The organism is Bradyrhizobium sp. TM102 (assembly GCF_009176685.1).
Classification (GTDB): domain Bacteria; phylum Pseudomonadota; class Alphaproteobacteria; order Rhizobiales; family Xanthobacteraceae; genus Bradyrhizobium; species Bradyrhizobium ottawaense.
On sequence record NZ_AP021855.1, the window covers coordinates 4,923,744 to 4,945,788 of the forward strand.

Annotated in this window: 19 protein-coding genes; 5 read left to right on the plus strand and 14 right to left on the minus strand. The window is 65.4% G+C overall.

The window, feature by feature from the left end; genetic code table 11:
• Nucleotides 1-54 precede the first annotated feature (54 nt).
• Genes GDN70_RS23705 through GDN70_RS23730 form a run of 6 tightly spaced genes read right to left on the minus strand, consistent with a single transcriptional unit; the run spans nucleotide 55 to nucleotide 6,758 of the window.
• Entirely contained in the window at nucleotides 55-1,026 is a 972-nt protein-coding gene (locus GDN70_RS23705; RefSeq protein ID WP_038970931.1) for a tripartite tricarboxylate transporter substrate binding protein, read from the minus strand.
• 60 nt (nucleotides 1,027-1,086) lie between these two features.
• Nucleotides 1,087-2,274, minus strand: coding sequence for an iron-containing alcohol dehydrogenase (locus tag GDN70_RS23710; protein ID WP_152103105.1), 1,188 nt, complete (start codon nucleotides 2,272-2,274; stop codon nucleotides 1,087-1,089).
• Nucleotides 2,231-3,268 carry a 4-hydroxythreonine-4-phosphate dehydrogenase PdxA gene (pdxA, locus tag GDN70_RS23715; RefSeq protein ID WP_152103106.1) on the minus strand — a complete coding sequence of 346 codons (1,038 nt, stop codon included), beginning with the start codon at nucleotides 3,266-3,268 and terminating at the stop codon, nucleotides 2,231-2,233. The genes GDN70_RS23710 and pdxA overlap by 44 nt, the downstream gene beginning before the upstream one ends.
• On the minus strand, nucleotides 3,265-4,371 hold the full coding sequence (locus GDN70_RS23720) for a four-carbon acid sugar kinase family protein (RefSeq protein WP_152103728.1): 1,107 nt from the start codon (nucleotides 4,369-4,371) through the stop codon (nucleotides 3,265-3,267). The genes pdxA and GDN70_RS23720 overlap by 4 nt, the downstream gene beginning before the upstream one ends.
• 2 nt (nucleotides 4,372-4,373) lie before the next feature.
• On the minus strand, nucleotides 4,374-5,813 hold the full coding sequence (locus GDN70_RS23725; protein WP_152103107.1) for an FAD-binding oxidoreductase: 1,440 nt from the start codon (nucleotides 5,811-5,813) through the stop codon (nucleotides 4,374-4,376).
• A gap of 24 nt (nucleotides 5,814-5,837) precedes the next feature.
• Nucleotides 5,838-6,758, minus strand: a complete 921-nt coding sequence (locus tag GDN70_RS23730) for a dihydrodipicolinate synthase family protein (RefSeq protein ID WP_038970935.1) — start codon at nucleotides 6,756-6,758, stop codon at nucleotides 5,838-5,840.
• A 123-nt stretch (nucleotides 6,759-6,881) separates the two neighbouring features.
• On the opposite strand from GDN70_RS23730, the gene GDN70_RS23735 reads away from it, so the two are divergent.
• Nucleotides 6,882-7,715: an IclR family transcriptional regulator gene (locus GDN70_RS23735; RefSeq protein ID WP_152103108.1), complete on the plus strand. Its 834-nt coding sequence runs from the start codon at nucleotides 6,882-6,884 to the stop codon at nucleotides 7,713-7,715.
• A gap of 132 nt (nucleotides 7,716-7,847) precedes the next feature.
• Nucleotides 7,848-8,579, plus strand: coding sequence for a DUF3750 domain-containing protein (locus GDN70_RS23740; protein WP_038970937.1), 732 nt, complete (start codon nucleotides 7,848-7,850; stop codon nucleotides 8,577-8,579).
• Between the two features lie 41 nt (nucleotides 8,580-8,620).
• On the opposite strand, the gene rnz is transcribed toward GDN70_RS23740, so the two are convergent.
• From rnz to GDN70_RS23760, 4 genes are read right to left on the minus strand one after another with little or no spacing between them, the layout of a single operon-like run.
• Nucleotides 8,621-9,526, minus strand: coding sequence for a ribonuclease Z (gene rnz / locus GDN70_RS23745; RefSeq protein WP_152103109.1), 906 nt, complete (start codon nucleotides 9,524-9,526; stop codon nucleotides 8,621-8,623).
• A gap of 52 nt (nucleotides 9,527-9,578) precedes the next feature.
• Nucleotides 9,579-10,562 carry an antibiotic biosynthesis monooxygenase gene (locus GDN70_RS23750; RefSeq protein WP_038946369.1) on the minus strand — a complete coding sequence of 328 codons (984 nt, stop codon included), beginning with the start codon at nucleotides 10,560-10,562 and terminating at the stop codon, nucleotides 9,579-9,581.
• Nucleotides 10,563-10,572: 10 nt separating this feature from the next.
• Nucleotides 10,573-11,970, minus strand: coding sequence for a guanine deaminase (gene guaD, locus GDN70_RS23755; RefSeq protein WP_028145190.1), 1,398 nt, complete (start codon nucleotides 11,968-11,970; stop codon nucleotides 10,573-10,575).
• 15 nt (nucleotides 11,971-11,985) lie between these two features.
• A complete protein-coding gene (locus GDN70_RS23760) occupies nucleotides 11,986-13,203 on the minus strand; it encodes a multidrug effflux MFS transporter (RefSeq protein ID WP_028145191.1) in 1,218 nt (405 codons plus the stop codon).
• Nucleotides 13,204-13,722: 519 nt separating this feature from the next.
• Between GDN70_RS23760 and GDN70_RS23765 the strand changes: the two genes are divergently transcribed.
• Nucleotides 13,723-15,204, plus strand: coding sequence for an amidase (locus GDN70_RS23765; RefSeq protein WP_038946366.1), 1,482 nt, complete (start codon nucleotides 13,723-13,725; stop codon nucleotides 15,202-15,204).
• A gap of 34 nt (nucleotides 15,205-15,238) precedes the next feature.
• Here the strand turns inward: GDN70_RS23765 and GDN70_RS23770 are convergent, their stop codons facing one another.
• A complete protein-coding gene (locus tag GDN70_RS23770) occupies nucleotides 15,239-15,844 on the minus strand; it encodes a TetR/AcrR family transcriptional regulator (RefSeq protein WP_038946365.1) in 606 nt (201 codons plus the stop codon).
• Between the two features lie 198 nt (nucleotides 15,845-16,042).
• On the opposite strand from GDN70_RS23770, the gene GDN70_RS23775 reads away from it, so the two are divergent.
• Complete coding sequence (locus GDN70_RS23775; protein WP_152103110.1) at nucleotides 16,043-17,287, plus strand: efflux RND transporter periplasmic adaptor subunit; 1,245 nt, start codon at nucleotides 16,043-16,045, stop codon at nucleotides 17,285-17,287.
• A 164-nt stretch (nucleotides 17,288-17,451) separates the two neighbouring features.
• Entirely contained in the window at nucleotides 17,452-20,652 is a 3,201-nt protein-coding gene (locus tag GDN70_RS23780) for an efflux RND transporter permease subunit (RefSeq protein WP_152103111.1), read from the plus strand.
• On the opposite strand, the gene GDN70_RS23785 is transcribed toward GDN70_RS23780, so the two are convergent.
• From GDN70_RS23785 to GDN70_RS23795, 3 genes are read right to left on the minus strand one after another with little or no spacing between them, the layout of a single operon-like run.
• The gene (locus GDN70_RS23785) at nucleotides 20,649-21,377 is read right to left on the minus strand and encodes a sulfite exporter TauE/SafE family protein (protein ID WP_038970940.1); all 729 of its coding nucleotides are present in this window, start codon (nucleotides 21,375-21,377) and stop codon (nucleotides 20,649-20,651) included. The two genes, GDN70_RS23780 and GDN70_RS23785, sit on opposite strands and share 4 nt — an antisense overlap.
• A gap of 14 nt (nucleotides 21,378-21,391) precedes the next feature.
• Nucleotides 21,392-21,637 carry a hypothetical protein gene (locus GDN70_RS23790; RefSeq protein ID WP_240536293.1) on the minus strand — a complete coding sequence of 82 codons (246 nt, stop codon included), beginning with the start codon at nucleotides 21,635-21,637 and terminating at the stop codon, nucleotides 21,392-21,394.
• Complete coding sequence (locus GDN70_RS23795) at nucleotides 21,564-21,800, minus strand: hypothetical protein (protein ID WP_244429067.1); 237 nt, start codon at nucleotides 21,798-21,800, stop codon at nucleotides 21,564-21,566. The genes GDN70_RS23790 and GDN70_RS23795 overlap by 74 nt, the downstream gene beginning before the upstream one ends.
• Nucleotides 21,801-22,045: the final 245 nt, after the last annotated feature.

Here is a 22,045-nt window from a genome sequence, read left to right on the forward strand (position 1 = left end):
AGCGGCCGCCGTTCTCGGGCATGCGGCGGCCGGCTTCTCTCATCGCGTACCGCCCTACTCCAGCTTGATGTTGGCGGCCTCGATCACCTTCTTCCAGCGCGCCGTCTCAGCGTTGATGTAGGCCGCGAACGGTTCGGAATCCACGGCGACAGCGGTGGCACCGAGCTCGGCCATCTTCTGCACCGTCTCCGGTTGCTGCATGAAGGCGCGGATCTCGGCCGAGAGCTTTTCGACGATCGGCTTGGGCGTGCCCGCGGGCACAATGAAACCGTGCCAGGCCACCGCCTCGAAGCCGGGCAGGAATTCGGCAACGGCCGGAGCTTCGGGATCGAAGGCGGCGCGCTTCGGCGTTGCCGTCGCGAGCAGCGCGAGCTGGCCGGTCTTCACCTGCGGCAGCAGCAGCGGAACGTTGTCGAAGGCGAGATCGATCTGGCCGCTGAGCAGGTCCGTCAGCATCTGGCTGGAGCCTTTGTAGGGCACGTGCACCATCTTGGTGCCGGTCATCTGCTGGAACAGCTCGCTGGCAAGATGCTGCGAGGTGCCGACACCGGCCGAGCCGAACGAGACCTTGTCCGGATTCGCCTTCAGATAGGCGATCAGCTCCGGCACGGTACGCGCCTTGATCTTGTTGGGATTGACGACGAGAACGTTGGGCACGACGCTGATCTGGGCGACCGGCACCAGGTCCTTGTCCGGCTGGTAGCTGAGCTTCGGCCCGTAGAGCGACGGGTTGATCGCAAGCGCGGACGTGCTGGCAAGGCCGAGCGTGATGCCGTCAGGCGCCGATTTCGCCACCCGCGTCACGCCGAGGATCGAGCCGGCACCGCCGACATTCTCGACCACGAAAGGCTTGCCGAACTTCGCCTGCAAATGGTTGGAGACCATCCGCGCGAAGATATCCGCGGTGCCGCCGGCGGCGAAGGGAACGACCACCGTCACCTGCTTGGACGGATAGCCGTCCTGCGCCTTTGCGGGTGAGGCCGCCAGCACCAAGGCTGAGGCAAGGACAAGCCAGATCGATCTCATAGACGTTTCCTCTGTTTTCCGTGTTGTTGATTGGCTGCCGCGCGCGAGCGGCGAAGACTGTTAGAACGCGACCTCGTACATGTTCAGGATCGCATCCCGGCCGAGGTCGCGCGGATTGTTGTCGAGCAGGCGGCGAATGGCGTGCGCCTCGTCGGCCATCACGCCGAGATCGTCCCGGGGCACGCCGAGCGCGGACAGCCGCATCTCGATGCCGAGATTCTTGCAGAACCCGTAGGTCGCGTCGAATGCGAGCTTTGGATCGCCCTTCTCCGGCAGTCCGAGCGCCTGGAGCACCGCGATCGTCTTCGCTTCCACCGCCGGCATGTTGAAGGCCAGCGTATGCGGGAAGATCGCCGCGCAGGCGAGGCCATGCGCCACGTGGTGACGGGTGCCGAGCGGATACGCCACGGCGTGGCCGGCGGTCGTGTTCACCGGTCCCAGGCAATAGCCGCCGTAGAGCGAGGCCAGGGAAAGGCCGGCGCGCGCCTCGCGATCGCCGCCATCTGCCACCGCGCGCTCGAGATAGCGGCCGACCAGCCGCGCGCCTTCGAGCGCGTAGAGGTCGATCGTCGGATGCGCCTTGCGGCTGGTATAGGCCTCGACGCAATGCGCCAGCGCGTCGACCCCGGTTGCCGCGGTGACCTCTTTCGGCACGGTCATCGTCAGATCCGGATCGACGATGGCGATGTCGGCCAGCATGAAGCGGCTCTGCACTGCCTGCTTGTTCTGGCTGACGGGATCGGTCACGAGCGCGCGGGTGCCGGCCTCGCTGCCGGTGCCCGACGTCGTCGGAATCTGCATCAGCGCGACGCTGCGGCCGGCCACCTTCTCCGGCCCGACGATATCGGCAAAGGGCACGTCGCTCGTGCACATCACCGCGACCAGCTTGGCGAGATCCATCGCGCTGCCGCCGCCGAAGCCGACCAGGAGATCGGGGTTGACGTCCTTCGCCATCGCCACCGCCTTCTCGAGATTGGGCAGGTCGGGCTCGGGCTTGACGTCACCGAACACCTTCACCGCACCCGGCAGCGCCAGCATGTCGACGCGGCGTGCGTTGAACGGATCGGAGATCACCAGCGGCCGCCTGGCACCGATCCGCTCGGCGAAGCGCGCTGCCGCGCCGATCGTGCCGTTGCCGAACTCGAGGATGGTGGGACGCTGGATTTCAATGGGCGTGAAGGCGTTGGTCATCGTGCGTTCGAACTCATGATTTGGATGCAGAAACGCCAGCGGCGAGCCGCTCGGCATAGTCGATGGCCTCGATCAGGCTGTGCTCGTTGGCGATGCCCTGGCCGGCGATGTCGAAGGCGGTGCCGTGATCGACGGAGGTGCGGATGATCGGCAGGCCCAGCGTGATGTTGACGCCGGAGAGCTCCTGCCAGCGGCCGGTTGCCGGATCGACCTGGAAACCGAGCAGCTTGACGGGGATGTGCCCCTGGTCGTGATACATCGCGACCGCCGCATCGTACTGGCCGGCGCGCAGCTTGACGAAAATGGTATCGCCGGGCACGGGGCCGACGACGTCGAGACCGTCGGCGACGGCTTTTGCAATCGTCGGCGCTGACACGTCGATGTCCTGCCGGCCGAACAGGCCGCCCTCGCCGGCGTGTGGATTGAGCGCGGCAACCGCGATCTTCGGCTTGGCAATGCCGAGCCGCAGCAGGGCATCGTTGGTGAGGTCGATGACCATGCGCAGCCGCTCCGGCGTCAGACGCTTCGGCACGTCCTCGAGCGCCACATGGGTCGAGACATGGCTGACGCGCATGTTGCCATGGGCCAGCAGCATCACCGAGCCGCGCACGCCGGTGAGATGCGCCAGCATCTCGGTATGACCCGGGAAGTGATAGCCGGCCCTGTTGAGCGCTTCCTTGTTGAGCGGCGCCGTGACGATCGCCGCGGTCCGGCCCGCCTGCGTCAGCCGCACACCCTGCTCGATCGCCTTGTAGGCAAAGCGGCCGCCATCAGCGCTGAGCACGCCCGGCTTGATCGGATCGCCCTCGATGTCGGCCTGGAGGAAGCAGAGGTTTGGCCAGTCGCGATCCTCGGCGCGCACTTCGGGAATCGCAATGCCGGCACCAAGTGCGGCTTTAGCGCCATCGAGCGCCGCGCCGCTGCCGATGATCAGCATCCGCAGATCGCCTTTCGCGATCCGGTCCTTAAGCCCGACGCAGGCCTTGACGATGATCTCCGGCCCGATCCCGGCGGGATCGCCCATGGTGATGGCTAGATGACGAGAGGTCATGTCGGACTTCCCTTGCTGAGCAAATGATTATCCCGAAGCAGGTCGCGCCACAGCTCGCTGGGGCCGAATGCACCGGACTTCGAGATGACATCGACGCCGGCCCAGCGGCCGCCTTGCAAGATCGAGCGCGGCAATCCCGGCACGATACGTCCTGTCACCTCGAGCGCATGCGCGCCAAGGGCAACGCAAGCGGCCTTCAGGGTTTCCCCACCGGCAACAACCAGCGTGCCCGGCGGTTCGAGTGCCGCGATCAGCCCCGTCATCTCGTGCGCGATCCGCCGCGCCGCCTCGGCCCGCATCAAGCCGTCGGCGAGGGCGAATTTCACCAGCGCCACGCCCTCGTCGGCCAGCTTGCGCCGAACGCCCGCGTTGCCCTCCCCCTCGGCCAGCGCGATGGTGGCGTGACCACATGCAGCCAGCTGGGATGCGGTGGCAGCCTGGTCGGAGCCAAACAGCCCCAGCACCGGCCGCTTCAGTTGCGAGGACGCAGCGGCGCCTTGACCGCGGGCAAGCGCACCGGCCAAGCCGCCGCTCCCACACCACAACACGGGCCCCGGCATGCGCCGCACGATTTCGACGACGCGATCGAGGTCGAGGTCGCTCTCGGCATCGAACACCTGAACGCCGCCTTGCGCGAGCGTGTCGGGCGTCCCCTGGCGTGCCTCGATGCCGTCCTGCCGCAATTGATCCAGCAAATTGTCGCCGACCCTGTGCCAATCGCCATGCACGGTGCGGGCGAATTGCTGGCCACCGACGGTGCGGCGTCCCTGATAATCGAACGCCGGCGCGACCACGCAGGAGGTCCAATGGCCGCTGCGCAGACAGGCGCCAAGCTCAGCCGCCCACGCGCCCCGAAGGAGGCTATCGACCTTCTTGTAGGCGATCGTCCCGCCCTGAAGGTGGGACGCCAGCCGCCCAACGATTTCTACGCTCTCGGCCTTCGAGCGCTCACGGGTGCCGCTATCGATCGCCAGGCTTCCGGACTCCAGCGGCGTAAACGGATCCGACCAGAGGACGTCGAACGGTCCGCACAGGCCGACGAACTCTGCCGCGGTGTCGAGCGCACCGGTGAGATCGTCGGCAAGCAGGCGGACGCTCGTCATGGTCATGCCGCTCCCGCACCAACGATCTTGCCGGGATTCATCAGGCCCTTCGGATCGAGCAATCTCTTGATATCGCGCATCAGCTCGATGTCGAGGGGATCGGCGATACGGGCGAGCCGGCCGCGATTGGTGACGCCGATGCCGTGCTCGGCACTGATCGCACCGCCCTGCGCTGCGGTCTCGTCGTCGACGATCTCGTTGATTTCAGCCACCAGCGCAGCCGTCGCCGCCTGGTCCTGGCAACGCGCGCGGTCGATCAGGGCGATCACGTGGATGTTGCCGTCGCCGATATGGCCGTGCATCACGACGTTCGCATGGGGGACGGCCGCCTTGATACGGGCTTCGACATTGTTGACGAAAGCCGCCTGACGCTCCAGCGGCACCACGCTGTCATGCGACACCACATAGCCGCTGCGCTTGTTGCCTTCGGATACGCTGTGCCGGACAGCCCAGATCGCCTTCGCCTGCGCCAGGTTGGAGGCCAGGATCACGTCTTCGGAGAGCCCCGCTTCCATCGCGTCGGCCAGCACCGTGCCCAGCGGCTCGTCGAGGTCGACTCCGGCGAGCGTGTCGGTCAGCTCGACGATCAGATACCACGGCGTCGTCAACTCGAAGGGGATCGTGACATGGGGCACGGTCTCTGCGATCGCCTCGATCTGCGCGCGCGACATGATCTCGAGGCTGCCGAGCCGGTCGCCGACCGCGCCGCGCAGGCGCTGCATGATCTCGAGCGCCTGCTCGACGCCCTGCAGTTTCAGCAGCGCCAGCGCCGAGCTGCGCGGCGGCGCGAACAGCTTCAACACCGCCGCGGTGATGATGCCGAGCGTGCCCTCCGCCCCGATGAACAGCTGCTTGAGCGCGTAGCCGGTATTGTCCTTGCGCAGTGCGCGCAGGCCGTTGAAGATTCGCCCGTCGGGCAGCACGACCTCCAGCCCGAGCACGAGATCGCGCGTCGGACCGTAACGCAGCACCGCCGTGCCGCCGGCATTCGTCGAGATATTGCCGCCGATCTGGCAGGAGCCTTCGGCACCCAGGCTCAAGGGAAAGTAGCGATCGACGTCGCGCGCCGCGTTTTGCACCTCAGCGAGGATGCAGCCGGCTTCCACTGTGATCGTGTTCGCGAGTGGGCTGACGTCGCGGACGGCGCGCATCCGGTCGAGCCGGATCACCACATTGCCGGCCCGATCGTCCGGCGTCGCCGCCCCGCACATGCCGGTGTTGCCTCCCTGCGGCACGATCGCGAGCTGCCTTGCCGCACAGAATTTGACGACGGCGGCGACCTCGGCGGTGGAGCCGGGCTTCACCACCGCGACCGCGCGGCCGTGATAACGCCCGCGCCAGTCTACGACGTAGGCTTCCTGGTCAGCCCCGGACGCAATGACGTGCTTGTCGCCGACGATCGCGGCAAGCCCGGAGAGCGCTTCCTGGAAGGAGTCTGACATCGGATCGCCTTGTCGTTGCGCCGCCTACAAAGCGGCTGCGAATGCCGCAGCATTCGCGAGCAGCTCTTTCACCTGCTCCGGCGGCAAACACTCCAGCGGCGGTCGCAGGCTCTGCCATCCCGCATGACCGGTGCGCTCTGCCACCAGTGTCTTCAGCGAGGCCATCTGCGGGAAGCGCGAGACCAGCTCGCGCGCTTTCACGATGCGCGCCTGCGCCGTCTTGAGCGCCGCGTCGTCGTCGCTATCGCGAAAATGCTTGTAGACATAAGCAAGGTCCCGCGCGACCAGATTGGAGGTCGCCGTGATGCAGCCGGCGCCGCCCTTGCGCAGCAGCGGCAGCAGCAGTGGATCGGCTCCGACCAGGACCGAAAAGCCGGGGAAGCGCTCGACCATCGCGGTCATGTTCGCGAAGTCGCCGGAGGAATCCTTGATACCCACGAACGTTGCCGGATAAGCCGTTCGCAGCCGCTCGATCAGCGCATGCGAGATCGGCTGCGCCGACATCTGCGGGATGTGATAGAGCACGACCTTGAGCCTGGCATCGCCAATGCGCTGCACGATTTCGCTATAGGACGCGTAAACGCCATCGTCCGTGACACCCTTATAATAAAACGGCGGCAGCATCACGACGGTGTCGACGCCGACTGAAAGCGCGTGGCGCGTCAGGGCGATGGTCTCGCTGAACGCGGCAACGCCGGTGCCCGGCAGAAGACGTTGCGGCGCGATGCCGGCAGCCACCACCGCCTCGAGCAGTGCCATGCGCTCCGCCGCGGAGAAGGAGTTCGCCTCGCCCGTCGTGCCGAGCAGCGCGATGCCGTCGCAGCCCTCATCGAGGAGATAGCGGCAATGCGCGATGAAGCGCGCATGATCGGGGGCGAGCTGGGCGTCAAGCGGAGTCAGCGCGGCGGAGAACACGCCATGAGGGTGCAGCGATGGTGTCGACAAACTTCCTCCGATCGTCAAATCAGTTGTTCGGAATGCGAACATTTGTTATTGCCTTGCACCAGTCGTAAAATCAGCTTGCCGCCACGTCAAGGGCGGTGGCTGTCAATGGCAAGGCATTCGAGCATGGCCAAGGTCGAAAAGAAGGCCACGAAGCGCAAATCGGAATCGCCCCCGAAAAACCCCAAGAATCACGTCGCGTCCGTCGGCAAGGCCTTTGCCGCGCTCAAGAGCTTCAGCAGCGAAGCCTTCGAGCTCACCCTGAGTGAGATTGCCGCACGGGCAGATCTCGATCGCGGAACGGCGTTCCGGCTGATCCAGACCCTGACCGAGCTCGGCTATCTCCAGGCCGTGCCGCAGAGCCGCCGGTTCCGCCTCGGCGTTGCCTGCCTCGACCTCGGCTACACCGTGCTGTCGCACGGATCGCTAAGGCCGATGGTCGAGCCGTTGCTGCGAGATCTCGTGCCCGATGTCGGCGATGCGGCTTCGCTCGGCATCCTCGACGGCGGTGACGTGGTCTATCTCGCGCGCGTCGGCGCGGGCCTCGACCGCCACAAGATGGATCGCCGGCCCGGCACGCGCATTCCCGCCTATAGCGCCGCGCTCGGTCATGTCATGCTGGCACATCTGGCGCGTGACGAGCAGATCGAGCGACTGGAATCGCGCCCTCGCGTCAAACTGTCGGAGCGGACGCTGACCGATCTCTATGCCCTGCTCGCCCGGCTCGATCAGGTGAAGAAGAAAGGCCACGCCGTCTCCGACGGGGAGAACGCCTACGGCCTGCGCACGCTGGCAACGCCGATCTTCGACGCCCAGGGCCTCGTGATCGGGGGATTGAGCATCACGGTCGATGCCATGCGCATGGACATGCCGACGTTCCGTGACCAGGCGCTGCCGCGGCTGATGGAGCTGACCGGCCAAGTGCAGGATCTCGCGATCAAGTCGGGATTGACGAGCTGAGCGATCTCTTCGCGGATGTCCCGTGCGACCTCACAGCTGACGATCTGCATTCGAAGATCATTGTGAAAAAGCTTTCGCGACCTATATCCTCGAGACTTCCTTCCGAAACCCGATCTCGCCTTGCGAAGAGCCGTGCTCATTTTCTTCCTGCTCCTGTTCGTGCCGATCGGCCTATCGGCCGCGCGGTACTATTGGCTTGGAGATGGCCGCGGCAATTGGCAGACGGCTGACCGTTCCAGCGCAGGCCTGCTGCCGCCGGCTTCTTCCCATCCCGACGCCCTGATCCGGGTTTATGCGGCGCGAACGGTCCGGTGGCGAAGCATCTTCGCCGTCCACACCTGGATCGTCGTCAAGGAAAAGGATGCGACCAGCTACAGCCGATACGACTACACCGCGTGGGGCGAACCGATCCGGAGCAATGGCTTCGCCCCCGATGGAAGGTGGTTCGGCGCCCTGCCGGAAACCGTCGTCGCCGTAGATGGGTCGCGGGCCGAGCTCCTCATTCCCAGGATTCGGACCGTGATCGAGACCTACAAGTTTCGAACCTACGGCGACTACAGCGCCTGGCCGGGACCGAATTCAAACACCTTCGTTCAAGCCGCGCTCGATGCCGTGCCGGAACTTCGCGCGGTTCTGCCGCCGACCGCGATCGGCAAGGATTATCCCTATTCCGGGGAATGGATTGGGCTGACCGCCTCGCGCACCGGCTTCTATGCCTCGCTCTTCGGCTATCTCGGCCTGACCCTCGGATGGGTTGAAGGCCTCGAGGTCAACTTCTTCGGCGCCGTGCTCGGCCTCGACATCCGCCGGCCCGCCGTCAAGCTGCCGGGCATCGGCCGCCTCGGTGTTGCCGCCGGTCTGTAGAGCCGGCCGAGACGGCGATTGGCGATGTCTCGTCGCGATGGCTAGATCACGATGTGATCGAAGTCGGCGGCGATCCGGCTGTTCGGAAAGATCCGCGCCGCCTCCGCGAGAATCTCTTCGTCCTCATAGCGTCCCGACATATGGGTCAGCACGAGCTGCTTCACATTGCTCGCTGCCGCAAACGACGCCGCTTCTGCCGCGGTGAGATGGCCGTAATCCCGCGCGGTTGGCGCGTCACGATCGAGGAACGTTGCCTCGATCACCAGCATGTCGGCATCAACGACGTGTTGCGCCAGCCCCTCGGTGGTTTCGGTGTCGCCGATCACGACGAGTTTCCTGCCGCCGCTCCGCGGCCCCAGGACGTCTTCCGGATCGATCGTTTGATCGCCCTCGATTACGACTGCCCGGCCTGCGGCCAGCTCGCCGCGCAAGCGACCGTCGGGAACGCCAAGCGCCGCCAGCCGATCCGGCTGAAGGTGGCGGCGAGCGGGGCTTTGGAAGACGAATCCAAAACTGTCGGTGTCGCGATGGCGGACCGGAAAGCAGTCGATGGTGAAATCACCGGCGTCGACGAACCGTCCTGCGGCCAACGAGGCGAACTCCACTGGGAGCGGCGCCCTGCCCGCGCCCCACAAGCCGGCCAGCATCTGGATGACCGTATCAAGCGTCGATGGGCCACCATGAACCATCATCACCTCGGCGCTCTGCCGCAAACGCAGCGTCGAGAACAGGCCGGGGATGCCGAGCACATGATCGAGATGGGCATGCGTCAGTAGAATGCGGTCGAGCCGTCGAAAACCTGCGCCACTGCGCAGCAACTGACGCTGCGTGCCCTCGCCGCAATCGACCAGCACGCGCTGTCCGGCAGCCTCGATCAGCAGGGCCGGATGGTTGCGTTCCGCGGAGGGAACGCTCGCCGAGGTGCCGAGGAATGTCAGGGCAAACATGGTCGTCGATGTCCAGCGACCGCCCCTCTCCGCGACGGTACGGTGGACGGTCTCACCGTCCCCAATGCCACGCGAGCAACAACGCGTACAGCCCCATCGAAGCGGCGTAGAGCGCGGCAAGAAGTGCATAGCCCGCGATCTGGCGACTGATCGCCGCCTTCGGCGCGACCCACCAGTCGAGTGCCCTGAAGGCCGCGGGCACGAGCCACCAGCCGAGCAGCTGGGTGCTGACGAGATTGCCGACAAACAGCGACAGCCAGATCGGTACGCCATGGCTGTCGATCAGGGGCCGGCTGACGAAAGTGCCCCAGAGATAGACCACGGGGTAGAGCACCAGGAGGACGATGAGGTTGCTCTTCCAGATCATGGCCGGGCCCTGCTCGGGAGCCCCAGTCTTGCCGGCCGGGAACCAGAAATTGAAGCCGTAGCTCGCGCGCTTCACGTTCATGCCGGCGTTGAAGCGCTCGCCCTCTTTCAGCAGGGTCTGACGGACGGGTGAGCCAAGCCATGCATTGAGGTTGGCATCGCTGTCGAACGACAGGATGACGATCCATTCGTCGCGCAAGCCTGGAATCGGCCGCTCGATCTTGTGACGCAAAAATCCCTTAAACTCGGCCTCCGCGGCCTGGATGCGCTGCTGCCATTTCAGAAACGCGTCCTCGAGTCCATCCGGCACCTTGAAGGAGATGACGGCCGACACCGCGCTGTCACGCTGAACGCCGGTGTCGGGCAGGATGTGGACATCCTCCGAACCGACGAAGAAGCGCTGCACCTCAGCGATCAGCTTCGCCCGCACCTCGCTCTGGAGCCAGGCGCGCGCCGCGGCCGGACTGGCGAAACGCAAAATCGTCACCCAGTCGACATGCGCCGGCGGCTGCGGCGGCACCACCTCCTGCCCCAGGAAACCGGGCCAGGCCTTCAGCGCCTCGCCCACCTCGCCGTTCCACCGCGCGAACGCGGCAAAGCCCTCGTCAGCGATGCGGCGTTGGATGACGAGGGCGACCGGCTGGCCGGCCGTGTCAGGAGATGTGCTCATCGCGGCGGCTTCAGCCTTTTTTGTAGAGACGCTTGCCCATCACCCAGGTCTCGTCGACGCAGCGATCGTCGCCGACCATCATCACGGCGAACAGCATGCTCGCGGCCTCGTCCATCGTGCGCGGGCCGGCGCCCTCGGCGATCAGCGATTGGTGCCACGCTTGGGCGATCTGCCCGCCGTTCGGATCGAGCGCAACGAAATCGGCTTCTTTGCCGGGCTCGAAATTACCGAGCTTGTCGTCGATGTAGAGGCCCTCGGCACCGCCAAGCGTGATCGACCAGAAGCCGCGATAGGGCGAGAGCTTGTTGCGCTCGGCTTCCGCAAGGTCCTTCCGCGTGGGATCGATGCTGCCGTCGAGCAGCGTGTTGTTGCACATGCCGACCTTGTAGGCGTCGTCGAGCACGGAGATCATCGAGAAGCGGTTGCCGCCGCCGACATCGGTGCCGAACGACATCTTCACGCGATGCTCCGGATCGGTGGCGCGGCCGAGGCGGAACAGGCCGCTGCCGAGGAACAGGTTCGAGCACGGACAGAACACCACCGCCGCGCCCTTCTTCGACATGCGCCGGAATTCGTTGTTCGAGAGATAGACGCCATGGCCGCCTGAGAACTTCGGCCCGACGAGGTCGAACTTCTCGTAGACGCCGAGATAGTCCTCGCAGTCCGGATGCTCGACCAGCACGCCACTGCATTCAGCCGGGTTCTCGGAGATGTGGGTGTTGACCCAGCAGTCCGGATGCTCGTGCTTGAGGCGCTGGCACGCCTTGAGCAATTCCGGCGAGGCACCGAAGGCGAAGCGCGGCGTGATGGCGTAGAGGTTGCGGCCCTTGTTGTGATACTCTGCTATCAGCCGCTTGCTGTCGCGATAGAAATTCTCCGGGGTATCGATGAAGTCCGCCGGCGCGTTGCGATCGATGCCGGTGAGGCCCGCGATGACGCGCATGTTGCGGCGGGCCGCTTCCTCGAACAGTTCCTCGGTTGAAACAGGCGAGGAGCTCGTGAAGGCCTGGCAGGTGGTGGTGCCGGACGCGAGCAACGCGTCGAGGAAACGCTTGACGCCCTCCCGCGCGTAGTTGCGATCCCGGTATTTGAGCTCTTCCGGATAGACCCATTTCTGGAGCCACGGCAGCAGCTGCTCGCCATAGGCCCCGAGCACGCGGGTCTGCGGCAGATGGATGTGGCCGTCGATGAAGCCCGGAACGATGATGCGGTCCTTGATGTGGGTGATCTCAACGCCGGGATGGGCGGCGGCGATCGTCTCGTAGGGTCCGAACGCCTTGATGACGCCATCGGTGACGATCATGAGACCGTCCTGGTGAAAGCGCGCGGCGGCTTGCTCGTTGCCGACATGCTTCCAGGGATCGTCGACGAAGTCGAAGAACGTGCCGCGAATACCGACCGTGGTCATGATTGGGTCCCTTCCTTAAGACTGTGTGGCTTGGCGCACTGACGGCAGCGACATCGCGAGCAGCGTGCCCGCGATGGCGCAGAGGCCGAGATAGAGCCATCCGATCGGCGCCTGCGTTGCCTCAGGCAACACCGCCGCGATCGCCATGGCGCCGCTCACGGCGAGATAGCAGAGCGCGCTGATCAGACCGCCGATCAGGCCGTGGTCGCGCTCGAACAGGCCGAGCGCCATGCCGTACATCATCGGGCACAGCACGCCGCAGCCGCCGAGCACCAGCGCACCGCCGATCGTGATCGACGCGAAATCGAGACCGACGACCATGCCTGTTACGGTCAGCACGGCGGAGCCGGCGAGAAACAGCGCGAAGGCACCGAAGCCCAGCAGGCGCGCCGGCATGAAGCGCGCAAAATGCGCGCAGCCGAGCTCGCCGGCGAGATTGACCCCGCCGAGGCCGAGCGCGACGAGGCCGTAGATCGCCGCCGAGTAACCGAGGCCGGTCTGGTAGAAGAACGGCGCGACGACGCCGAACGCCAGCTGCGCGCTCGCCGCCGCGGCGAAGACCAGCACGAAAGCCAAAAAGCCTGGACGGACCAGCGCCTCGCGCAAGATACCCGCCGTGCGGCGCGGATCGAACGGCGCGCGCCGCTCCGACGGCAATGTCTCGGGCAGAAGAAAAACGACGATCGCAGCGACGATGGCCGCGGCAATCGCAATGATGACGAAGACACCGCGCCAGGACGTCAGCTCGACGATGAAGCCGCCGGCCGCGGGCGCGAGCACCGGCGCCAGCCCCCAGGCCGCGCCAAGCAGGCCGGAGATCGCGGTGAGCTCACGGCCGCGATAGCAATCGGCCGCAACCGCATAGGCCACGACGAGGCAAGTGCAACCGCCGATCCCTTGCAGGAAGCGCAAGCCCAGCAGCAGCGAGGCGCTGGTGGCGAGCGCGCAGGCGATGCTCATCGCGATCAGCATCGACAGGCCTGCGAGCAGGACGTTGCGGCGGCCCAGCGTGTCGGAGGCGATGCCGACCGGCACCAGCGCCAGACTCATGCCGAGCATGTAGGCGGTGACGGTGTTCTGCATCGAGGCGGGATCGGCGGCGAGATCCACCACCATCTGCGGCAGGCCGGGCGTATAGGCATCGAGCGGAATCTGGCTGAACGGCACGACGCACAGCAGGATCGGCACGATCCCGCGCTTCGCGCAACCGGCGTCCGAAGCAAGTGCGGTCATGAGCAACGCCCCCTTGATCTCCGCGGGCCCCGTCTTTTCGTGCGCGCAGTGAGACGCGACGATGCAGGTTGCGGGAACTTTGACGCGCGGGAGCGTGCCAGAACTGTGTGTAAGAATTCTTAGGAGCGCCCGTATCGATACGGCCTTTGATGATGCTCTGGCCGGGGGACGCCCAAACAAAAAACGCGAAAACAACCCCATGCAAAGTACAAATCATTGAAGAATTTCGCGCCGCACTCCGCCAAGGCCTGCCCGCGCGGACGTTTGACACGTCGGGCAAAGCAGGCGCTGACTCGCCTGATGGCCGATTGTGGATCCCGCCAGCGCGCCGGTCCGTTAACGGGGCGGAAGGCATAGCTGCTTCGAAGCCCGGGCCTCCGCACCGGTGCCCCCGGCAAGCAGATCTGGTGCCCGTTGCGCCGCCTCCTCATCCCCCTTTCAAAATCGCATGTTCGGTGCCCCGAGCGATCTGCAGCGGGGATAGTGTAGATGCCGCGATGAGAGACATTGGAGTTCGTGATGACCGCAGATGCTGCTGACCTGAACTACGGCTCGATCAGAGCACTGGCGAGCGCCCTGCACGCGCGCAAGATATCTGCCTCGGAATTGCTCGAACACACGATCGCGCGCATCGAGGCACTGGACGGGCGGATCAACGCGGTCATCGTGCGCGATTTCGACCGCGCGAGAGCGGCCGCGCGCACCGCCGATGCCGCGCTTGGACGCGGCGAGCAACGGCCATTGCTCGGCATCCCCGTGACCTTGAAAGAACCCTTCAACGTCGCGGGCCTGCCGACGAATTGGGGCTTTCCGCATTTCAGGGATTTCCAGCCGGCAGAGGATGCCCTCGTCGTCTCGCGGTTGAAGGCGGCCGGCGCCATCGTCATCGGCAAGACCAACATTCCGATCGGGCTCAGGGATTTCCAGAGCTACAACGAGATCTACGGGACGACCAACAACCCCTGGGACCTCGGCCGGTCGCCCGGCGGTTCCTCTGGCGGATCAGGCGCGGCACTGGCTGCCGGCTTCGGTCCACTCTCGATCGGCTCGGATATCGGCGGCTCGATCCGGGTCCCCTCGCATTTCTGCGGCGTGTTCGGACACAAGCCGAGCCTCGGCCTGGTCCCGCTGCGCGGATACAGCCTGCCGCCGGCACCGCCCGTCCCCGGCCAGGGCGATCTCGCGGTCGTTGGGCCGATGGCGCGCACAGCTTCGGACCTTGCGCTGGCGCTCGACGTGATCGCCGGCCCGGACGAGACGCGCGACGGCGTCGGCTACCGCCTCGCGCTGCCGGCCCCGCGCCACGACCGGCTCGGGGATTTCAGGATCCTCGTGGTCGACACGCATCCGTTGATGCCGACGGGCGACGCGGTGCGCTCAGCCATTGGACGATTGGCCGAGCGGCTCGGCAGATCGGGCGCGCAGGTGGCGCGCTCGAGCACATCGCTGCCCGATCTCGCCGAGTCGGCCCGGCTCTACATGAGACTGCTGAACGCCGCGCGAAGCCCGCGCCTGACACCGGCCGCCATCGAAGAAGCGCGAGGTCTTGCCGCGGCACTCTCCCCCGACGACCGCAGCCTGCAGGCCGAACGCGCCCGCGGCTGGGGCATGATCCATCGCGAATGGCTCGCGACCGATGCGGCGCGCCTGCAGCTGCAGCAACGGTGGCAGGAGCTCTTCCGCGAATTCGACGCGGTGATCTATCCGGCAGCGGCGGTGCCGGCCTTTCCGCATGACCATTCCGAACCGTTCGACGCCCGGCAGCTCGACATCGATGGAAAGCTCTACAACTACTCCGATGCGTGCTTCATCTGGGCCGACCCCGCTTCCACCTGCGGGTTACCTGCGACCGCCGTTCCGATCGAGCGTACGTCGTCGGGCCTGCCGGTCGGCGTCCAGATCATCGGGCCCTATCTGGAGGATCGTACGACGATGGCGCTCGCCGGACTGATCGAGCGCGAGTTCGGCGGCTTCGTGCCGCCGCCGGCGCTGTCTGCATAATCCGCGGGAAGACAGCCGACGGCACTTACAGCCATCACGTTCGGTCGGCCGACTGCGCCTCGACCGCCTGCACGGCGACATGAGCCACCTGTCGCAGCGCTTCGCGGTCCGCGCCCGAGGATGCCATCACCCCCATGCCGACCGCGACCGCCGAGACGTAGCGCGCGAGCGCGGCGGGGTCGGCGCTCTCCTTGAGATCGCCATCGGCCTTGGCACGAACAAAACGGTCGCGGAGCTGGTCCTCGTTCTGGGCGCGGCGGGCGGCGAGCTCGAACGGGACGTTTTCGGAGCCGGTACCGCAGGCGATGCCGCCCTGCACGAGCAGGCAGCCGGGCGGATTGGCGGGATCGGTCTGCTTCTCGGCGATGCCCATCAGCATCCGTTCGGCGACGTCACGGGCGGTGGATGCGGCCACCACCTCGTCCATCCAGACGCCGCGCAGCTTGGTGTAGCGATCGAGCGCAGCCTTCAGCAGACCTTCCTTATTGCCGAAACAGGCATAGAGGCTGGGCGGATTGATGCCCATGGCCTCGGTCAGTTGCGCGATGGTGGCGCCCTCATAGCCATGGCGCCAAAACACTTCCATCGCCTGGTCCAACGCCGTTTCGGCGTTGAATTCGCGGGGGCGTCCCATGCGCATGTGCCTGTCTCCTCGGAACCGGCGGCTGGTATCAGCTTAACGCCGGTCCTATCTATTTGTTCTGGCTTTCTTTTTCTTGTGTCTTCCAATCGTCGCGGTATCGGCGTACATTTTTCTTAGTGAATGGTACATAAGTATCTTGCACTGCGAGATCCAGCTCCACATCTGTAGTGAACACTACATATCTGGAGCGCGCAAATGCCCCCCTCCCAACATACCTCCCACACCGGCCGTCTCCGCCCCCTTCTTGGTGGCGTCGCCATCGTGGGCGCCCTCGCCGTAGCCGGTACGATTGCGACCGGCCACTATCTTCGTTCCGCCCAGGCAACCGCAACGGCCGCCGCGGCTGAACAGGCGGTGCCCGTCACCGTCGCCATGATCGAGCCGCGGCAGACCGCGCTGTGGGACGACTTCTCCGGCCGGTTGGAAGCCATCAACCGCGTCGAGCTCCGCCCGCGTGTCGCCGGTGCGATCCTTGCGACCAACTTCACCGAAGGCGCGCTGGTGAAGGCTGGCGACGTGCTGTTCAAGATCGATCCGGCGCCTTACGCCGCCGAGGTCGACAAGGCCAACGCCCAGCTCGAGGCCGCAAAGGCGCGCGTGGTGTTCACCACCAGCGAGGTCGAACGCGGCGCGCAGCTGGTCGGCAACGCCGTCGTGACGCGCCGCGATTTCGACCAGCGCGAGAACGCCAACCGCGAAGCGATCGCCAACGTGAAGGCGGCCGAGGCAACGCTCCAGACTGCAAAGCTCAATCTCGACTACACCGAGGTGCGCGCGCCCGTGGACGGCCGCGTCGGCAAGATCGAGATCACCGTCGGCAATCTCGTCGCTGCCGGCGCCGCCTCCCCGGTGCTGACCTCGCTGGTCTCGGTCAATCCGATCTATGCGTCGTTCGATGCGGACGAAGAGGTCGTGCTGCGTGCGCTGAACTCGATCGCGGACGCCAAGGGCGGACGCGGCAAGCTCGACCAGATCCCTGTGGAGATGGCGACCTCCGGCGGCCTCTCGGCGAAGGGCCACATCCAGCTCATCGACAACCAGGTCAACGGCCAGAGCGGCACCATTCGGGTGCGCGCGGTGTTCCGGAACGAGGACGGGCGTCTGATCCCCGGCCAGTTCGCCCGCGTGCGCATGGGCCAGCCGAAGCAGCAGACGCTGGTGATGATCGATGAGCGCGCGATCGGCACCGATCAGGACAAGAAGTTCGTGATGGCGGTCGGCGACGACAGCCGCGCGGTCTACCGTCCGATCACGCTCGGCAGCGCCGTCGACGGGCTTCGCATCGTCACCTCGGGCCTGAAGTCCGGCGATCGTATCGTCGTCAACGGTCTGCAGCGTGTGCGTCCGGGCGCCCTCCTCAAGACGGAGGTCGCCGCGATGGGCGCGCGTGGGCAGCAAGCAGCTTCCAACCACAGCAACCAGGACGTGGTGCAACGCTAATGTTCTCTGTCATCCCGGGGCGCGCATAGCGCGAACCCGGGATCTCGAAGTTACGAAACTCCGACCACCTCACCTCTGGATTCCGGGCTCGCGGGCTTCGCCTACGCCCCGGAATGACGGCGGAGCTGTCGGAGACGCACAAGATATTGCCCAGGGGCAAAGCCATGAATCTCTCGAAATTCTTCATCGATCGTCCGATTTTTGCCGGCGTGCTGTCGGTCCTGATTTTCCTTGCCGGCCTGATCTCGCTGTTCGCGATGCCGATCTCGGAATATCCGGACGTGGTGCCCCCGTCGGTCCTGGTGCGCGCCACCTATCCCGGCGCCAATCCCAAGGTGATCGCGGAGACGGTAGCGACCCCGATCGAGGAGCAGATCAACGGCGTCGAGAACATGCTCTACATGTCGAGCCAGGCGACCACCGACGGCGCGATGACGCTGACGGTGACGTTCCGGCTCGGCACCGATCCCGACAAGGCGACGCAGCTGGTGCAGAACCGCGTGCAGCAGGCCGAGCCGCGCCTGCCGGCCGTGGTGCGCCAGCTCGGCATCGTCACCAAGAAGTCCTCGCCCGACCTCACCATGGTCGTGCATCTGTTGTCGCCGAACGGCCGCTACGACATGACCTATTTGCGCAACTACGCGGTGCTCAACGTCAAGGACCGCCTGGCGCGGATCGACGGCGTCGGCGACGTCCAGCTCTACGGCGCCGGTGACTATTCGATGCGGGTCTGGGTCGATCCGCAGAAGGCGGCCGAGCACGGCCTGACCGCGAGCGACATCGTCAAATCGATCCAGGCGCAGAACGTCGAGGCCGCCGCCGGCGTCGTCGGCTCCTCCCCGAACGTGCAGGGCATCGACCTGCAACTGTCGGTCAATGCGGAAGGCCGGCTCTCCAGCGAAGAGCAGTTCGGCGACATCGTGGTCAAGACCGGCACGCGCGGCGAGGTCGTGCGGCTGCGCGACGTCGCGCGGATCGAGCTCGGCGCCTCGCAATATGGCCTGCGTTCGCTGCTCGACAACAAGCAGGCGGTGGCGATCCCGATCTTCCAGGCGCCGGGCTCCAACGCGCTGCAGATCTCAGACAACGTCCGCGCCACCATGGCCGAGATCAAGAAGAACATGCCGGAAGGCGTGTCTTATCAGATCGTCTACGACCCCACCCAGTTCGTGCGCTCCTCGATCGAGGCCGTCATCCACACGCTGCTGGAAGCGATCGCGCTGGTGGTGCTGGTGGTGATCCTGTTCCTCCAGACCTGGCGGGCCTCGATCATTCCGCTGCTGGCCGTGCCGGTGTCCATCGTCGGCACGTTCGCGGTGATGCACGTGTTCGGCTTCTCCATCAACGCGCTCAGCCTGTTCGGCCTCGTGCTCGCGATCGGCATCGTCGTCGACGACGCCATCGTCGTGGTCGAGAATGTCGAGCGCAACATCGAGGCCGGGCTGTCGCCGCGCGACGCCACCTATCAGGCCATGCGCGAGGTGTCGGGCCCGATCATCGCCATCGCCATGGTGCTGATCGCGGTGTTCGTGCCCCTGGCCTTCATCTCCGGCCTCACCGGGCAGTTCTACAAGCAGTTCGCACTGACGATCGCGATCTCGACCGTGATCTCGGCGGTCAACTCGCTGACGCTGTCGCCGGCGCTGTCGGCGCTGCTGCTCAGGGGACACAACGAGCCGAAGGACCGGCTGACGCTCATCATGGAAAAGAGCCTTGGCTGGTTCTTCCGCGGCTTCAACAAGGCCTTCACGCGCTCCTCGGATAATTACAGCGGAACCGTCACCAAGGTGATCTCGGGCAAGGCCGCAGTGATGGGGCTCTACGTGGTCCTGGTCGGCCTCACCGCCCTCTTGTTCCAGCAGGTGCCGAGCGGCTTCGTGCCGGGCCAGGACAAGCAATATCTGGTCGGCTTTGCGCGCCTGCCCGATGGCGCAACGCTCGACCGCACCGAAGAGGTCATCCGCAAGATGAGCGACGTCGCGCTGACCCAGCCTGGTGTGGAGAGCTCCGTGGCTTTCCCCGGTCTGTCGATCTCCGGCTTCACTAACTCGTCCAATGCCGGCATCGTGTTCTCGACGCTCAAGCCATTCGACGAGCGCAAGGGCCCGGCCCTGAGCGGGAATGCCATCGCGGCCGACTTGAACAAGAAGTACGCCGGCATCCAGGAGGCCTTCATCGCCATGTTCCCGCCGCCGCCGGTCAATGGTCTCGGCACCATCGGCGGCTTCAAGCTCCAGATCGAGGACCGCGCCGGCCTCGGCTATGAGGCCTTGAACGAAGCGACGAAAGCGTTCATGGCTGCGATGCAGAAGGCGCCGGAGATCGCGGGCGTGTTCTCGAGCTTCCAGGTCAACGTACCCCAGCTCTTCGCCGACATCGACCGCACCAAGGCGCTGCAGCTTGGCGTGCCCGTGACTGAAGTCTTCAACACGCTGCAGATCTACCTCGGGTCCTACTACGTCAACGACTTCAACAAGTTCGGCCGCACCTATTCGGTCTATGTGCAGGCCGACGCGCCGTTCCGCGCACGCGCCGACGACATCAGGCAGTTGAAGGTGCGCTCGTCCTCGGGCGACATGGTGCCGTTGTCGGCGCTGCTCAATATCCGCCAGAGCGCGGGACCGGAGCGTGCGATCCGCTACAACGGATTCCTGTCGTCCGATATCAACGCCGCCGCCGCCCCCGGCTTCTCGTCGGGCCAGGCGCAGGAGGCGGCAACCCGGATCGCGGCGGAGACGTTGCCACCCGGCTTTGCCTTCGAATGGACCGACCTGACCTATCAGGAGTTCATCGCCGGCAATTCCGGCCTCTGGGTGTTTCCGCTGGCGATCCTGCTGGTGTTCCTGGTGCTGGCCGCGCTCTACGAGAGCCTGACCCTGCCGCTCTCGATCATCATGATCGTGCCGATGGGCCTGCTCGCCGCCATGTTCGGCGTCTGGATCTCCAAGGGCGACAACAACGTCTTCACCCAGATCGGCTTGATCGTTCTCGTAGGGCTCTCGGCCAAGAACGCGATCCTGATCGTCGAGTTCGCGCGTGAGCTCGAATTCGCCGGGCGCACGCCGATCCGCGCCGCGATCGAGGCGAGCCGCTTGAGGCTTCGCCCGATCCTGATGACGTCGATGGCCTTCATCATGGGCGTGCTGCCGCTGGTGCTCTCGACCGGCGCGGGCTCGGAGATGCGGCGAGCCATGGGCGTTGCCGTGTTCTCCGGCATGATCGGCGTCACCGTGTTCGGCCTGTTCCTGACGCCGGTGTTCTATGTGCTGCTGCGGACCGTGACCGGTAACAAGCCGCTGGTGCATCACGGCAGCGACATCAGCGCGGCGCCGGTCCAGGGACTTCACGAAGTCCAAGGACACTAGATCAGGGATATCCCCGACACGAGCAACAGAACGAGCACGGTCTTGCGAAAGACCGTCTCGTTGACCCGGTGGAAAGCGATCACGCCAAGCGCCGAGCCGGCGAACAACGCCGGCAGGCTGACAGCAAGATCGACGAAGACCTTTGACGACAGGTCCTGATGCCCGACCAGCAGCGCGATGGCAAACAGCTGCATTGCCGCGATGAACGGCTGCACCAGGCCGCGCTGCTCGCTCTTGGGCATACCGCGCATGTCGCACCAGATCGTCGGGATTGCGCCCGGCATCGCCGTCAGCCCGCCGACGAGCCCTCCTCCAAATCCGATCAGCGCCACCCAGTGCCGGCCGACGGCCTCTCCGGCCGTGACCAGCGTCGGCCGCAGCAGCATATACGCGGCATAGAGCGCGACGATGATGCCGAAGCCGCGCCTGAGCAGATGCGTATCCGCGCTCTGCAACAGCGACACCGCGATGGGAACGCCGATCAATCCGCCGACGATCAGCAGCAGACTGCCCTCCCAACGGATGCTGCGCCGGAGCGCCCACAGATTGGTCGCCTGCACGCCGATGCTGCAAGCCATCATCAACGGCACGGCTTCGAGCGGCTGAAACACCCGCAGCAGGATCGTGCCCGCGACCGCCGAAAACGCGAAACCCGAGAGCCCCGAAACGAAGGCGCCGGCGAAGACGGCAACGCTAAGCAGAATCAGAGTCGTGACATCAGGCACGGACCGTCCTCCGGTCAATCGTAGGGGATCTGCGGAACGGCGACATCCGGGGTGTCCGTGCAGGCCGCCGGTTCGCGTGGAAACGACATTTGCATCGCGTGGGCGTGGGATCGTTCCAGAAGCGCCAGCCCGACCAGCTGAAGAGCGACGAGCGCCCCGGTCAGCGCAATCGCGACGATGTTGAAATTACGCGCGCTCGTAGGCGGGCTCGCCGGCGGCGCGCTCGCGCGCATCAGATCCGTGGGCATTTCCTGAAACATCCTCTTGCTTGCTGACCGGAATGATTTCGTTCAAAGGCAATGTGTCGCCGGGCTGCGCCAGCAAGTGGTGATAGCGTTGCAATGCGCGCTGCGCGTCGATCTTACGCTGCTCGCGGAACACGGCGCCGATGCGAGCGACGATGTCGCGGAACTTGTCGGCCATGGCAAGTGACGTCCTTCGCATGACGACCTCCTCTCAACCTGTGCGAGAGAATGATGAGATTCACCCCAGCGTGATGTGAGTTGCTTCACAAAGAAGTCTGATAGGTCGAACAAGAAATCGTGTGACGCGTCTGTAGAAGAATACGCAAAAAATCGCGTCATTCGATCGAATGACGCGCGATAACTTTCTAATGATGTCTCTCTTTGAACCTGTCGGCGTGCTGCAGCGAAGGGCCCGCGACGCGC